The following is a 15,334-nucleotide window of genomic DNA, read 5'->3' as shown; positions in this document are numbered from 1 at the left end:
AATAAACAGAGTTCAAGGGTGACATGCCGCGGAGCTTGAGGTTTTTTCGACAGAGATGAATGCAGCTTCGATATTTCTCGGGAAATACCGTCTTGCCTCCTGTCGGGACCTGTACGCAGAAACTGCCGCCCCGGCTTGAATCATAGCGGGTGAAGGTGTCCGGAGGACGCTGATTCATTCCGTTAACTCATCGGGTGAATGTCGGTTCATCGTTTCCCTTTAATGATTGATACAGTTCATGTTAACAGCCAACAGCAGGTCAATATGGAGGAGGATTATACAAAGTGAGTATCAAAAGAGCGCTGGTCAGCGTATCGGACAAACAGGGCATCGTGGATTTTTGCCGCGAGCTGTCGAGTCTTGGTGTAGAGATCATTTCGACAGGCGGAACGAGCACTCTTCTCGCCAAGGAAGGCGTACCGGTTATCGGCATTTCAGACGTAACGGGCTTTCCGGAAATTATGGACGGCCGCGTGAAGACGCTCCATCCGGCGGTGCATAGCGGACTGCTGGCTGTACGCGACAACGAAGAGCATACGCGTCAGATGAAGGAGCTGGGTCTGGATTACATCGACCTCGTCGTTGTCAATCTGTATCCTTTTGCCGCAACCATCGCCAAACCGGATGTCACTTATGAGGAAGCGATCGAGAACATCGACATCGGCGGACCGACCATGCTGCGTTCGGCAGCGAAGAACCATGCTTTCGTCAGTGTAGTGGTCGATTCGGCCGACTACGGACAGGTGCTGGAAGAAATTCGCGCCGGCGGCGACACGACGCTCGAAACCCGCAAACGGCTTGCGGCCAAAGTCTTCCGCCATACGGCGGCATATGACGCCCTGATTTCCGATTACCTGTCGAACGTGACCGGCGATCCGCTGCCGGAGCGCTTAACCGTTACTTATGAGAAGATCCAGGACCTGCGCTATGGCGAGAATCCGCATCAGAAGGCGGCGTTCTACCGCAAGCCGCTGGCGTCCGGCGCTTCGCTGACAACTGCCGAGCAGCTGCACGGCAAGGAGCTGTCTTACAACAACATCAATGACGCCAACGCAGCGCTGCAGATCATCAAGGAATTTGATGAGCCGACTGTCGTTGCCGTGAAGCATATGAATCCTTGCGGAGTGGGTGTAGGCGATAGCGTTCTGAGTGCTTTCCAAAAAGCCTATGATGCCGATCCGGTCTCCATCTTCGGCGGCATTGTGGCATCGAATCGTTATATCGATTCCGATACGGCAAATATCCTGAAGGACATGTTCCTGGAGATCATCCTGGCTCCCGGATTCACCGACGAAGCGCTTGAGCTTCTGACGAAGAAGAAGAACATCCGACTGCTGAAGATCAGCGAGCTGGGCGCGGCGGCCGACCGCAAGAGCAGCCTGGTCATCACAACCGTTGAGGGCGGCATGGTCGTACAGGACAGCGATGTGCATTCCATCACGGCGGATGATCTGCAGGTCGTCACCGACCGGAAGCCAACCGAAGAAGAGCTGAAGCAGCTGCTGTTCGGCTGGAAGGTCGTTAAGCATGTGAAATCCAACGCGATTGTGCTGGCTGCGGACAACATGACGGTCGGCGTAGGCGCGGGCCAAATGAACCGCGTCGGTTCCGCCAAGATCGCCATTGAGCAGGCCGGGGATAAAGCCAAGGGAGCCGTTCTGGCATCCGACGCATACTTCCCGATGAACGATACGGTGGAGGAAGCAGCCAAAGCGGGCATCACCGCCATCATCCAGCCGGGCGGCTCCATCCGTGACAAAGAGTCCATCGCAGCGGCGAACGAGCATGGTATTGCTATGGTCTTCACCGGCGTTCGTCACTTTAAACACTAGAACCGACCGGAGGTTGTAAAGACCATGGATATTTTGGTTATCGGGGGCGGCGGACGGGAGCATGCCATATGCTGGAGCCTGTCGAAGAGCCCTAGAGCGGACAAGATTTACTGCGCGCCCGGCAATGCCGGGATCGCGCAGATTGCGGAATGCGTGCCGATCGGCGTGTTCGAGTTCGACAAGCAGGCTGCTTTTGCCAAGGAGAAGAAGGTCGGGCTTGTCGTGGTAGGCCCGGATGATCCGCTGGCCGCAGGAATTGTGGACCATCTGGAGGGCGAAGGGCTTCGCGTCTTTGGCCCCCGCAAGAACGCGGCTGAGATTGAAGGCAGCAAGGCTTTTATGAAGGATCTGCTGCACAAATACAATATCCCGACCGCCGCCTACCGCAAGTTCACGGAGTATGAAGAGGCGCTGGCTTATCTTCGGGAGCAGCCGATTCCGGTTGTGATCAAGGCGGACGGTCTTGCCGCAGGCAAGGGCGTGACGGTTGCTTACTCCAGGGAAGAGGCCGAGCAGGCCCTTCAGGATATGATGGTGTCCCGCGTGTTCGGCGAAGCCGGAAGCCAGGTCGTTATCGAGGAATTCCTGGCCGGGCAAGAGATGTCAATTCTGGCCTTCGTGGACGGTGAGACTGTGCTGCCGATGCCGGCAGCGCAGGACCATAAGCCGGTCTTTGACGGCGACAAGGGTCCGAACACAGGCGGAATGGGAACGTACTCCCCGCTTCCGCATATTGACAACGCGATTATCGAGCAGTCGATCGAGACGATCATCAAGCCGACGGCTAGGGCGATGGTGTCCGAGGGACGTCCTTTCCGTGGAGTGCTGTTCGCGGGACTGATGATCTCTCCGGACGGAACGCCGAAGACGGTGGAGTTCAACGCTCGTTTTGGCGATCCGGAGACCCAGGTCGTGCTGCCGAGACTGAAGAGTGATCTGCTGGACATTTTCGAGGCGGCCATCGAAGGACGGCTCGGGGAGACGAACATCCAGTGGAGCGAGGAAGCGGCGGTCTGCGTCGTGCTGGCTTCGGCGGGCTATCCGGGCTCTTATAAGAATGGGCTTCCGATCGAAGGGCTGGAGGAGGCCGGACAAGAGGGACTTATTTTTCATGCGGGGACGGCTTTTGACGAAGGCGGCCGCATAGTGACCAGCGGAGGTCGGGTGCTGGGTGTTGTAGGCCAGGGTGCCGGAATCGCTGAAGCTCGCGCCGCCGCCTATGAGGCTGCGGGCAAGATTGCATTCGAAGGCAAGCAGAACCGCAGCGATATTGCGGCCAAAGCCCTGGTCTAGAGGGATAACAGTCGTATGTCATGTGCCTCACAGATTTCACAAATTATTATGTTAGAAGTCCCGAAAAAAGACTGACAAGCCGGGATTGAGATGCTATAATAGCATTCGTACGGGGGAAAATGTACGGATATATATACAGAATGAAGGGTCTTTCCAAATATGGAGGGGCCCTTTTTAAATATAAGAATGAATTAGCTTCGCACTTATCATAGCCTTCTATTTCTCGGTAAACGCACGGCGTTTATCCTTGAATGCTGAAATGCTATAATGATAAACGAAAGTCCAGAGAGAGAGCATACATATCGGGGTGGGCGGTTTGCCTGTGCTGTAAAGATTTAAGGAGGAATCAGGTTTGAGTAAGATCGGAAGAAATGAGCTGTGTCCTTGCGGAAGCGGCAAAAAATATAAAAAGTGCTGCATGGAAGCCGACAAGGCGGTATGGAGCGCTAGCCAGGACATTGCTGTTGTGCCGGCGGAGCCGGTAGTTGCCGTTGCCGGAACGGGAACGGTGGTTCCGTTTCAGTCAGGGACGGCGGGGACCGCCGAGGCCCCAGCTCCCGCGAAGGAATTGAAGCTCACGCTGCCCAAGCTGAGAAAGATGGTCTCCCGCGAGCTTGAATGGGAGCATCCGTCCCATCAGCAGCTGGGACTCACGCTGATCGAGCAGATGAGACATGAATTTGACAAGGAGCTTATCGCGGAAGGGCTGATGCTCTGGAACGGCTATTCGCGCACGATGAATCCGGTCGTCAAGAAGGAAGGCGCCTTCTGCGCGGCAATTGAATATTTGCTGTCCGAGGAATACGGCTTCCTGATTACACAGGGGGATCTTGCTCAGAAATATGAGGTGACGGCAGCTACGGTTGCCCGGCGTTTCAAGGAACTGGCGGCGTACATGGAGGAATATGAAATCGGTGGAACCAATGAAATGCTTCCGTCCGCGATCGTAATCGCCTCGTTGAAAGGTGATGCTTCGGAGAAGGCTGAAGAGCTGCTGAGCAGAGCGGCACAGGCCGGTTCGCCAAAATCAAGGGTACAGTTCGCCCAGGCGGTTCTTGAGCTTGACCCGGACCGCATGGAGGCTTATGCAATTCTGGCCGAAGAAGCGCAAGACGAATCCGAGGCGAGTGAACTGATCCGAAGCGGTATTGAAGCCGGAAGACGCAAGCTGGGCGAGGAGCTTTTTCAGGAGGCTAAAGGCTTGTTCTGGTTCATTCCCGAGGCCCGTCCGTATGTGCGGCTCTGTCACAGCTATGCGGAGTCCTGCTGGTTCGGCGGGAAGACGGCTGAGGCCGCTGCGATGCTGGAGCATATTCTGGAGATTGACACGGATGACCATACAGGCTCACGCTACTTGCTACCCGCCGTATATCTGTATGACAACCGGCTTGACGAAGCGGAAGAACGGCTCGAACGCTTTGCCGGAGACGACCAGGCTGCGGCCTACGCCTATGACCGGATGGTGCTTGAGTTCAAACGCCACGGCGCAACCGCCCGGCTGAAAATGCTGTATCGGGTAGCCCAGGGTGTGAACAAGCATGTTCCGGATTATTTGCTGGGAGCCCGGATGCTGCCGCACAGCCTGCCCGATTATATCGGTGTAGGGGATGCGAACGAGGCGGTCTGGTACGTTATTCTTCATTCCCGGCTGTGGACAAGCGTACCGGAGCTGTTGAAATGGATGCTGAAGCAGTAAGTAGTAGTCGAAGTAGAATTTGAAGTCGAAATCGAAGTTTTTAAGTGAGCGAAGCTTATACTCTGAACTGTAACCCGGATTGAGGATGCCTGATAACCAACAATCCTGAGTTTAACGAGCAAGTAGATGACCTCTGAATGTGTCAGGGGTCATCTTTTTTGATGTTCACGATAGATGCTCGGAATTGTACTCGCTCAGGCAATCGGTGACATGTGCTCGTCTTTAGTGGTTCTCCCGGTTCTACTGCTGAAGGTCATGATGTAACCTCTAAGATTGACTTTGGAATCCCAGGTGCTACTCTTATAATAACTGTAAAATCCTGGTTCTAGGGATGGGGTGAGCACTTACATTTTGGGATACTTTATTACGTTCATATTTAACTTANTTTGTTAAACCTCTAATCCAATCTGTCTTAGTTTTAGTTTTAATGATGTTAGTGGATTTTATTGGCAATAAGAAAAGGAGGAATTTCTGAATCAAGCTTACAAATGAGAAGTATCAAGCAGCCTCAATTCTCGATATGAACTGTAACCCGGATTGAGGATGCCTGATAACCAACAATCCTGAGTTTAACGGGCAAGTAGATGACCTCTGAATGTGTCAGGGGTCATCTTTTTTGATGTTCACGATAGATGCTCGGAATTGTAACCACTTAGGTATCTTCTGCAAAAAAACCTTAAATCCAGGTCATTTTACAAACTTTGTGTTTAAAAAGCGGCTTATCCCGCTTATGATCAAAGCTTTAGCCGTCAAAAAAACACCATCAGGCGGTCACCTGTATACAATCTGTTTCAATCCGTTTCGGTATCATCCCGAGTGTACATATTTTAGACACCACTTTTGAGAGAAAACCTGACATGCCCTTAAAATCAGATAATTGAAATCCGATATCCTTAGTTATCGGCTTTGTTTTAGAAAACCTAATTTGAGCAACTACACTTTGTTCGGCTGCAGCCGGAAACGGCTGGGGGAATGAGGTGCATTTGTGCTAGAAAAAGAGGAAAAAATCATATGGTTTTCTGAAAAATTAAAATTTTATCATTTATGAATGCCGAAGGCGGGATGATTATGGTAGAGAAGGTAACGCCAACCGAAGAACTGCATAATGAAAGTAAAGAGAGAGGGGAGACAAGACCAGCCGGAATGGGGAAATCCGGCCTTAAGCGTCTGCTTCAGCAACGAACAGGGAAAGACCGGGATAAAGGGATTCGTCGCGCCGATGGACCGGAGTCCTCCGGGGACGGCCCTGAGGAACCGCCAGTATTTCGCAGCAGATGGAAGCAAGTTCTCGGCGGCTTCACGGAAATGGGCATCCGGAGAAAGCTGTTCCTGTCGGTTATTGCGGCGGCCGTGCTGATTCTTCTTGTGATGTCGAGCGTGATTTATAACCGGGCCAAGAGCATTATCGTAGAAGATCTCAATCAGTCGCTGAACTATGAGAAAATGCAGATCGCCTCGAAGGTGACCGAGCTGCTTCAGCCTGCGGGCGACAGTGTGCAATCGATCGGGGCTAACGCTTACGTCCGGGATTATATATCCAGCGTTTCGTCAGCGGATAATGTCAAGGCAGCCAAAGGCTACAGCGAGCTGATCCGTACGCTTAACTTCACGAAGGAGAGCAACAAGAATCTGCTGAATGTGTATACAGGGCTGGACGGTGTCAACAAACTCATTACGCAGGACGAGTTCGAACCGCCGGCCGACTATAATATGAAGGAACGCGGCTGGTATGCTGCAACGGTGAAGACTAACGGATTAACGGTGACCGATCCTTATATCGACGTTACCTCCGGCAAAATGGTAGTTACGGTCAGTGCGCCCATTAACGATGACAGCGGCAAGCTGATCGGTGTGGCGGGCGCCGATATTTCCACGCAGCAGATCACTGAGGCGCTGAAGCATTTCAACTACAAAGGAAGCGGGTACGCCCTGCTGGTCGACAAGACGGGGGCGTTCATCTACCATCCGGACAGCGACTATATTCTGATGAAGAAGATGAGCGATCTCGGAACCGATTGGAAGGCGATCGGCGACCGGATGGTGCAGTGGGGCTCCGGCGTCGTCAAGACCAAGGTGGACGGTCATGCCATGTATGTATCCTATGCTCCTGCTGTGGACAAGCAATGGGCGGTTGCTCTTCTCGTCCCGGCGGGTGATGCGGAGAAGCAGCTGAGCGTCTTCCAGCTTATTTTCGTGCTGTCGATTCTCGGCTCAGTGATTGTGCTCGGTCTTCTGCTCTTCTTCCTGTCCGGCAATATTCTGAAGCCGATTCCGGTTCTGACAGAAGCCTTCCAGAGAGCTTCGTCCGGCGATCTGACGGCCCGCGCCTCCCTTAAGGTCAAGGGGCAGATGGGACTACTGGTGAACGGCTTCAACGAAATGATAGCGACTCAGCAGAAGATGATCGGCGAAATTCTGCACAGCTCCCGCGGCATTTCGGAGGCAGTGCACAACACGGAGGGCAATGTCTCGGCATTGGATGATAATATTGCCGACATCTCCGCTATCACTGAGGAACTGTCAGCCGGCATGCAGCAGACGGCGGCTTCGATGCAGGAGTTGAATGCCAGCACACTGGAAATTGAGAATGCCATTCATGCGATCGCCGACAAAGCCAATCAGGGCGCCGGCTCGGCCAAGGAGATCAACGCCCGGGCCGAGCTGCTCAAGGAATCGGCGCTGGAATCGAGAACGGCGGCGGAGCGGCATTATGGGCGGAGCGAGGAGAAGCTGCGGAAAGCGATCGAGGATTCCGCTTCGATTGAGCAGATCAAGATGCTGACTACGGCCATTCTGGATATCGCCGCACAGACGAATCTGCTCTCGCTGAACGCTTCTATCGAAGCGGCCCGTGCAGGAGAGGCGGGCAGAGGCTTCGCCGTTGTAGCGGAAGAAATCCGGAAGCTGTCCGAAAGCTCCCGTAACGCCGTCAGCGAGATCATGGAGGCAACAGGAGCGGTTGTTGCTGCTGTAGGCAGTCTTGTTGAGGGCGCGGAGGATATGCTGAGCTTCGTGGACAAGCAGGTCATGCGGGATTATGATGCCATGCAGCAGACGGGCTCGCAGTACAGCGATGACGCCAGATATGTCGAGGAACTGGTCACCGATCTCAGCGCGACGACCGAGCAGCTCCTGGCGTCGATCCAGAGCATGCTAAGCGCCATCGGCGAGACGACGGCTGCCACGAGCGAGGGGGCGGAAGGAGCAGGCAGCATCGCGTCCGGCGCGGAACAGATCATCTCCCAATCCGGCAGCATCGTAGCGGAGATGGAGCAAATCCGCAGCGGAGCGGCCTCGCTTCTGGCAACGGTGTCCCGCTTCAAGGCCTGATTGATATTTTAGATTCTGCATGATGGATGGCAGTCCGGTTCCCGGTTGCGGCAGAACGGTTCTGCGGCAGCCGGGATTTTTTACGTAAATCCATGCTTGTATGAGCCAATCCTCAGGAAATTGCAGGAAGAGAGCCTCAAGGCCGTCACGGTGCTTGAAAATTCCTTGCGGGGGGAGTATCTTTACAAGAAGCGGGACAACGAAACGCCAATCAAGACAGTGAAACGGGGAGAAACAATGAAGGAAAAGGACGGCCGGATTGTCGGGCTGGAAGACATCGTGCGTGCGCACCATATGCTGAGGGAAGTCGTTCAGCGGACGCCGCTGCAGCGCGACGCGGTGCTGTCGGCCAAATATGATTGCAATGTCTATCTGAAACGGGAGGACCTGCAGATTGTTCGTTCATTCAAAATCCGCGGGGCTTACAATATGATTCGCAGCTTGTCCGATGAAGAACGGAAACGGGGGATCGTCTGCGCAAGCGCGGGCAACCACGCGCAGGGCGTTGCTTATTCCTGCCGCGCGCTCGGCATTCACGGCAAGGTGTTTATGCCGAGCACGACGCCGAACCAGAAGGTGAAGCAGGTCCGCAGATTTGGCGGCGAATTCGTCGAGGTGGTGCTGAAGGGCGACACCTTCGACGATGCTTATGAAGAAGCGATGCAGGCCTGTATCGAGCACAGCATGACGCTGATCCATCCGTTCGACGAACCCAAGATCATCGCGGGCAACGGGACGATCGCCATGGAGGTCATGGAGAGCCTGACCGAACCGGCCGATTTCGTGTTCGTCACGATCGGCGGCGGCGGCCTTGCGGCGGGTGTCGGGGCTTATGTCAAGACAGTCAGCCCGTCGACGAAGGTGATCGGCGTCGAGCCGTCGGGCGCGGCTTCCATGAGCGAAGCCTTCAGTCTTGGACAAGTTGTCACGCTGCCGGAGATTGACAAATTCGTCGACGGCGCGGCGGTGAAGCGGGTCGGCGGGCTCACGTATGAAATCTGCTCGAAGACGCTGGACGACATCGTGAAGGTGCCGGAAGGCAAAGCCTGCACGGCGATCCTGGAGCTGTACAACGAGAACGCGATTGTGGTGGAGCCTGCCGGATCGCTGCCGGTTGCGGCGCTGGATTTATACCGCGACCAGATTCGCGGCAAGACGGTGGTCTGCATTGTCAGCGGCGGCAACAACGATATCGACCGGATGCAGGAGATTAAGGAGCGCTCGCTCATTTACGAAGGCTTGAAGCACTATTTTATGATCAATTTCCCGCAGCGGGCCGGCGCGCTTCGCGAATTTCTGTCCGAGGCGCTGGGGCCGGACGATGATATTACCCGATTCGAATACACGAAGAAGAACGACAAGGAGAATGGGCCGGCGCTCGTCGGCATCGAACTGCTCTCCAAAGACGCCTATGAGCCGCTTATCGAGCGGATGAAGCTCAAGGGCGTGGACTATGTGGAGCTGAACAAGGACTTGAAGCTGTTCAATATGCTGATTTAGCTTGTCCACACAAGCGGCCGTTTCAGCGCCGCAACCTAAAAACCTTCGGGCCACAATTGTGGAACCGAAGGTTTTTTGAGCTGGGCTGCATCATGCGGTTGTTATGCTCGAGCTGCATCGATTGGTTGTTGCGGTCCGGAGCGGGGCGCAATTGCCCTTGCTGACGGCACAGTGAGGCGCAGCTTGCGGCGCGGCGTCTACCCGGGGGGCTGGGGGCCGGAGACAGAGCTTCATATGCCTTAATCCAGCGGCGATCCCGCGCAATGGGAGATGGAGATACGTTTACTGTAGGGGAATGTTCTCTTTGCGGTAGGCCTCGACTTCGTCTGTCAGCTTGTAATCATCTGCTTTTGCCAGCTTCATGAACGCGGACAGCTTCTCCAGGTAAGGAGAGCTGCCGTTCTCTTTGGCAAGAACCGCGTTATAAGCCTTCTCTGCCTCCAAATCCATCTCAAGATTGTCATAATGGAATAACGGCGTGTTGTTCAGCCCGTAGAAGGTGGCCGTCTCATACTGCTTGTACAGCGTCTTGATCTGCGCGATGCGGTTCGACCGCGGGTAAGCGGCAATGAAGGCTTCCTGAGACAGCGCTCTGGAGACGACATCCGTCCAGGCGATGACCAGCCCGTTGTCTTTACTCATCGGCAGATTCGATTCCACAGCCATGATGGCGATGTATTCCCGGATGTCTCCGGTGACATGACTCTTGAAATTCCGGTAGGAGCTGTAGTCGATCACGGGAAAAAAAGAGCCCTCCGCCGTCTCCAGCTTGTAGCCGCAGTCTTCCGCCCGGAGAAGCATCGCCCGCAGGGCGGGGCGGTCGCTCTTCTCTGCCAGCATATGCAGGCTGTCTCCCGCTTCGTAGAGTACGGTCAGCTCCCGCTGAACCGCATCATTCGCGAACTTGCTCTCCCAGGCCGGCAGCGCGGCCTTCTGGGTGTTCTCCAGCGTCAAGGTCATTATGGTGGCCCGGTAGGAGCCGACCGCGTACAGATTGGCATTCAGATAGTTCATCGCTTCGGGCAGCTTGGCCGAATTCAGCAGCAGCGGGAGAGAAGCACGGTATAGGGCCTGCGCATGACTCTGGCTGCCGGTTGCCGAAGCGGCCGAGACCTTCTGCGGCGAAGCGGCGAGGGCGGAGGCCTGTCCAGAGACGAAACAATGCAGCGACAAGACGAGCGCGGAGGCGGCCGTCAGGATGGCGAATTTGTTCATGATTGGGAACTCCTCCTGTCCATGGCTGGCGAATAGGCTTGAAAGTGTCTGAGAGTTTAAACTGTCTGACAGATTGATGAGTGATGTTTATTTACGGCGGAAAAAACGGATTTGGCCCGCGAGTCCTGCTGCGAACAGCAGAAGCGCAACCCAAGGGGACAACGGAAAGACCGGCAGACGTTCGCCGATAACCGCGTTGACCGCCACGACTGCCATAACGGCAGCGACATATACACCGAGCGACTTCAGATCGAATTTGCCGGCCTTCGGCGCATCGTCCTCCGACAAGGAATTCAGCCATTTCATCAGGAGATCAACCAGAATCGGCGCCCCCAATCCAACGATCAGAATTTCGAACAGTCCGATGGTGCCGAAGTACCCCGGCGAACCGGTCTGCCCCTGTACGATCAAGCCGGCGGCTCCGTATATGCCCAGCAGCCAGCTCAGGGCGAACAAGGGAATCAGCGGGCGCATGCGTCTGGCATCGATGCCGGGCCGGCGGGGAGCGCTGTCCATCAGCTCTCTGAACACCTCTTCGGGATGTTCACCGAAGACCTGCTTGGCGTTCTTGCCCCGCTTCTGGGCTTCCAGCAGCTTGCGGGCCGCTTCCAGCAGCTGCTCTTCCGCTTGCTGCCGGTTTACCCCGCTTTCGCGCAGGGCAATAATCATATCCTCCATATAAGAACGGTTAAACGGTGTCATTTGTTCCCTGAGCCGGTTGTTCTCCCGGACCATTTCTTTCACATTCATGCGAGCTGAGCCAGCCTCTCTATAAGCAATTAAGCATCTATTTGTTACTAAAAGTATAGGTTCCCGGCGCAATCAGCGCAAGGAGATTCCCGGGATCGGCCGGCTCCCCGGCCTCTTCCGCCTGAATAGTCGCCCTATAAAAGGGTCATACTTGGGTGAGGCGGCAGCGTGATCTGCCCCGTTAACTCTACTTGAAAAGGCGGGATAGGGATGGATCAGCGGAAAGGCGAAGCGGAATTGGCGGCACCGATCGGAGACCGCAGCCTGCAGGTTGCTTCCGACAGCGGCGAATCCGAAGCGGAAGAGAAGGAATGCGCCAATCTGTGGCAATGCGCGCCGGGTTCTCCCGAAGCATGGCTTCAGGACTGGGAAGGCAGACAGGACACGCACGATATGTTTAAACACAGCTACGAATAATCCTTGAGCAAGAACAAGCGGCAGCGTATCCGGAAAGGCTCTTTTGTCGGGACAAGACAAAAAGAGCCTTTTCTATTGACAATCCGAGGAAGCAGAGGGTAAGATAAAGTTAATTCATACTAATTTAATCGGATTTCTTAAGAATAAGCTTGATCAGGGAGGGCTCACAGATGGAGCGAGCTATCGTCATCAGACACCAGCAGGAAGAATTGACCGCCAGTATCCATTATCCGACGAAGCCGCAGGGAGCTTCCGGGCGCTGCAAGAGCCGGGTCCCGCTCGCTATAATCTGCCATGGATTCATCGGCAGCCGGATCGGGGTGGACCGATTATTCGTGAAGGCGGCCCGGGAGCTGGCCGATGAGGGCTATATGGTTATCCGCTTCGATTATATCGGCTGCGGGGAGAGCACGGGGAATTACGGGGCAGAGGGGCTGGAATCGATGATCGCCCAGACCAGAGCCGTGCTGGACTACGGCCTGAGCTGCGGCGATGTCGACCCGACACGGGTAACGCTGATCGGCCACAGCCTGGGAGGCGCCGTCGCCCTTCTGACGGGAGTGCGGGACCGCCGCGTGAAGAATCTGGTTATGTGGGCGGCTGTCGGCTACCCGTTCAACGATATCGTGAAGATCGTCGGGCGGGAGACTTACGACGCTTCGGTCAAGAATGGCTCAGCGGACCATGCCGGCTATTCGTTCGCGCCGGTGTTCTTCAATTCGCTGGCGGACTACCAGCCCTTTCAGGAAGCCGAGAAATTCGGCGGCGACGTCCTTGTCGTGCACGGAACATCCGACGAGGTCATCCCGACCGATTACGCCTTCCTGTATCAGAAGCTGTTCTGGAAGCGGCCGGAAAGCCGGTGCGACAAGGAGATTCTTTTTCAGGCGGATCATACCTTCTCTTCAGGTGACGCGCAGGCTCAGGTGATCGGAATTACGCGCGAGTGGATGAACAAGCGGGAGGAAGTCCAGCAGGAATGGCAGAACTGGATGATTTAACGCAATTCTGGCTGTTACGGGCTGATACAGCTTAATGCCAGCAATCACGGGCGGTTCGCCGCAGCTTACCGGGTGTCAAAGGGCGCTCTCGCATTGCTGCGGGAGAAGGGGTACAATAAAGATGCAGACCATACTGTATACGGAGGTTGGCATCGATGAAACTACCGGCCTTGTTTATCGCACACGGTTCGCCGCTGCTTGCCCTGGAGGATAACGAGTATACCCGCTTCCTGGAGACACTGGGACAGGAAATGCCGAAGCCTAAGGGTGTTGTGGTCTTTTCGGCGCATTGGGACAGTCCGCAGCAGCTGTTCACGAATGACGAACGTTATGAGACGCTGCATGATTTCTATGGCTTTCCACAGGAAATGTACGGCTTGACCTATCCGGCTCAGGGAGATCCCGGGCTGGCGTCAAGGATCGGCGAGCTGTTCGCGGAGCATAATCTGCCCTGCCGGGCCGTATCGGGCAGAGGCCTCGATCACGGGGTCTGGGTCATCCTGAGACGGCTGTTCCCCAAGGCCGACATTCCGGTTGTCGCTCTATCCGTCGATTCGCTCCGTTCTCCGAAGGAGCAGTATGAAATCGGACGGATGCTCTCGCCCCTGCGCGAGGAGGGCTTTTTGTTCATCGGCAGCGGAGGCCTCGTCCATAATCTTCGGCTGATGAAGGAAGACGACGGGCCGGAGGAATGGGCGCTTGAGTTCGACGCATGGATCGCGGAACGTCTGACAGGCTGGAAGCTGGAAGAGCTGTTCCGCTACGACAAGCAGGCTCCCCACGCGCAGGAAGCGGTTCCTTCCTACGGGCGGGAGCATTTTATACCGCTCTTCTATGCTATGGGGACGGCGGACAGCGGCCGCACGGGGGAGCGACTGTTCCAGGCGTACCAGTACGGAACGCTGAGCCTGAACTGCTGGAAGCTCGGCTAGCCCCCGTAAGGCTGCAAGCGGAGCGACGTGCAAACTGTTACACTTAAATCAATAGACGACAGGCCCTGCCATCCGGCGGGGCCTTTTTATATCCCCTATTAACAGGCTGGAGAGAAGACAAAAAATGCCGGACGTGGTTAAATGAAGGGAAGACAACGGGTCTACCGACATACCGACTGGAGGAAACGCTGTACATGATGAAGCTATTGCCTTATACATACCGGCTGCTGACAGGAGCCGCCCTGTTCTCCGTGCTGCTGACGGCCTGCGGCGGCGAGCCGGAGCAATCCCCGCAGCCGAGCGCCGCACTATCATCCGTCGCACCGGCTCCGACCGTAACGGCCGCCGTGGCATCGCCCTTGCCATCGCCTTCTCCGGCTGCCGTATCGGGCCTTACGGGCCTTCCCGTCGCGACCGCTCCGCTTCCCCGCCCCCTGGCGGTGATGATCAATAACGCGCCGGCCGCGCGTCCCCAATCCGGCCTTACGAATGCGGATATCCTGTATGAGGTGCTGGCCGAAGGCGGCATTACGCGGCTGATCGCCGTGTACCAGAGTGCACCGGATATCGCGAAGATCGGACCGGTTCGCAGCATCCGGCCGTATCTGATCGATATCGGCGAATCGTACGGCGCCGTAACCGCGCATGCCGGAGGCAGCCCGGATGCCTACGCCATCCTGCAGCGTCAGCATAAGGACGATCTGGACGAGATCGGGCGAGCCGGTGCGTTCTTCTGGCGGGACAAGAGCCGCAAGGCGCCGCATAATTTGTATACGAGCCTCGACAAGCTGCGGGCCGGCATTGCGAAGCTCGGTTACGGCGATGCGAAGAATACTCCGGGCTACACCTTCCTGAAGGAGGGCGAGCAGCCGGAGAAGGGGGAGAACGCCGCCGGATTCACCGTACATTATCTCCTGAAGAGCTATACGGTGTCTTATAAATACGATTCCGCCTCCGGCGTCTATGGCCGCCTGATGAACGGCAAGCCGCATACGGACCTGGGAACCGGCAAACCCGTCACTGCCGCGAACGTCATCGTCATGGAGGCGAACCATAAGGTGCTCGACGATGTCGGACGGCTGTCCGTCAATCTGGAGCAGGGAGGCAGGGCGATGCTGTTTCAGCGGGGACAGGCCCTTTCGGGCCGATGGGCCAGGGGAGCCGGAGATATTATCCGGTTCGTGAAGGACGGGAAGGAAGCGCCGCTTGTGCCGGGCGTGACCCATATTCTCATTGTACCTGCGTCGCCGCCGCTTGACAGCCACATAACGGTAGATGCCGGGTAGTACGGGGTAATAAAGCCAATGCCTCCGGCGCAAGGCCGAATTCTTTTTCAGAATAGGAATCAGGGAAACTGTGAAGAGTATA

The 15,334-nt window shown here is 55.8% G+C and carries 11 protein-coding genes; 9 read left to right on the top strand and 2 right to left on the bottom strand.

All coding sequences use genetic code 11. From position 1 onward, the window contains the following. Positions 1-284 precede the first annotated feature (284 nt). The 5 genes from purH (at position 285) to ilvA (ending at position 9,651) form a co-directional block, all read left to right on the top strand. Positions 285-1,832 (top strand): bifunctional phosphoribosylaminoimidazolecarboxamide formyltransferase/IMP cyclohydrolase, encoded by a 1,548-nt coding sequence (purH, locus tag KIH86_RS19780; protein WP_223088000.1) that lies wholly within the window; start codon positions 285-287, stop codon positions 1,830-1,832. A 24-nt stretch (positions 1,833-1,856) separates the two neighbouring features. Further along, positions 1,857-3,125: a phosphoribosylamine--glycine ligase gene (gene purD, locus KIH86_RS19775; protein WP_223088002.1), complete on the top strand. Its 1,269-nt coding sequence runs from the start codon at positions 1,857-1,859 to the stop codon at positions 3,123-3,125. Between the two features lie 352 nt (positions 3,126-3,477). Further along, the gene (locus tag KIH86_RS19770; protein WP_223088004.1) at positions 3,478-4,821 is read left to right on the top strand and encodes an SEC-C metal-binding domain-containing protein; all 1,344 of its coding nucleotides are present in this window, start codon (positions 3,478-3,480) and stop codon (positions 4,819-4,821) included. Between the two features lie 1,044 nt (positions 4,822-5,865). Then, complete coding sequence (locus tag KIH86_RS19765; RefSeq protein WP_223110623.1) at positions 5,866-8,151, top strand: methyl-accepting chemotaxis protein; 2,286 nt, start codon at positions 5,866-5,868, stop codon at positions 8,149-8,151. A gap of 237 nt (positions 8,152-8,388) precedes the next feature. Further along, positions 8,389-9,651: a threonine ammonia-lyase IlvA gene (gene ilvA, locus KIH86_RS19760; RefSeq protein WP_223088008.1), complete on the top strand. Its 1,263-nt coding sequence runs from the start codon at positions 8,389-8,391 to the stop codon at positions 9,649-9,651. Between the two features lie 282 nt (positions 9,652-9,933). On the opposite strand, the gene KIH86_RS19755 is transcribed toward ilvA, so the two are convergent. After that, positions 9,934-10,866 (bottom strand): hypothetical protein, encoded by a 933-nt coding sequence (locus tag KIH86_RS19755; protein ID WP_223088010.1) that lies wholly within the window; start codon positions 10,864-10,866, stop codon positions 9,934-9,936. Between the two features lie 87 nt (positions 10,867-10,953). Further along, positions 10,954-11,616, bottom strand: coding sequence for a DUF1129 family protein (locus tag KIH86_RS19750; RefSeq protein WP_223088012.1), 663 nt, complete (start codon positions 11,614-11,616; stop codon positions 10,954-10,956). Positions 11,617-11,826: 210 nt separating this feature from the next. On the opposite strand from KIH86_RS19750, the gene KIH86_RS19745 reads away from it, so the two are divergent. From KIH86_RS19745 to KIH86_RS19730, 4 genes are all read left to right on the top strand, one after another. Then, the gene (locus tag KIH86_RS19745; RefSeq protein ID WP_223088017.1) at positions 11,827-12,033 is read left to right on the top strand and encodes a hypothetical protein; all 207 of its coding nucleotides are present in this window, start codon (positions 11,827-11,829) and stop codon (positions 12,031-12,033) included. Positions 12,034-12,203: 170 nt separating this feature from the next. Then, a complete protein-coding gene (locus tag KIH86_RS19740; RefSeq protein WP_223088019.1) occupies positions 12,204-13,034 on the top strand; it encodes an alpha/beta hydrolase in 831 nt (276 codons plus the stop codon). Between the two features lie 155 nt (positions 13,035-13,189). Beyond that, a complete protein-coding gene (locus tag KIH86_RS19735) occupies positions 13,190-13,966 on the top strand; it encodes a DODA-type extradiol aromatic ring-opening family dioxygenase (protein WP_223088021.1) in 777 nt (258 codons plus the stop codon). Positions 13,967-14,160: 194 nt separating this feature from the next. Then, a complete protein-coding gene (locus KIH86_RS19730; RefSeq protein WP_316503374.1) occupies positions 14,161-15,252 on the top strand; it encodes a DUF3048 domain-containing protein in 1,092 nt (363 codons plus the stop codon). Positions 15,253-15,334: the final 82 nt, after the last annotated feature.

Source organism: Paenibacillus sinensis (assembly GCF_019904155.1).
In the GTDB taxonomy this organism is placed as follows: Bacteria; Bacillota; Bacilli; order Paenibacillales; family Paenibacillaceae; genus Paenibacillus_AQ; species Paenibacillus_AQ sinensis.
This window is presented reverse-complemented; position numbering and strand designations above follow the sequence as displayed.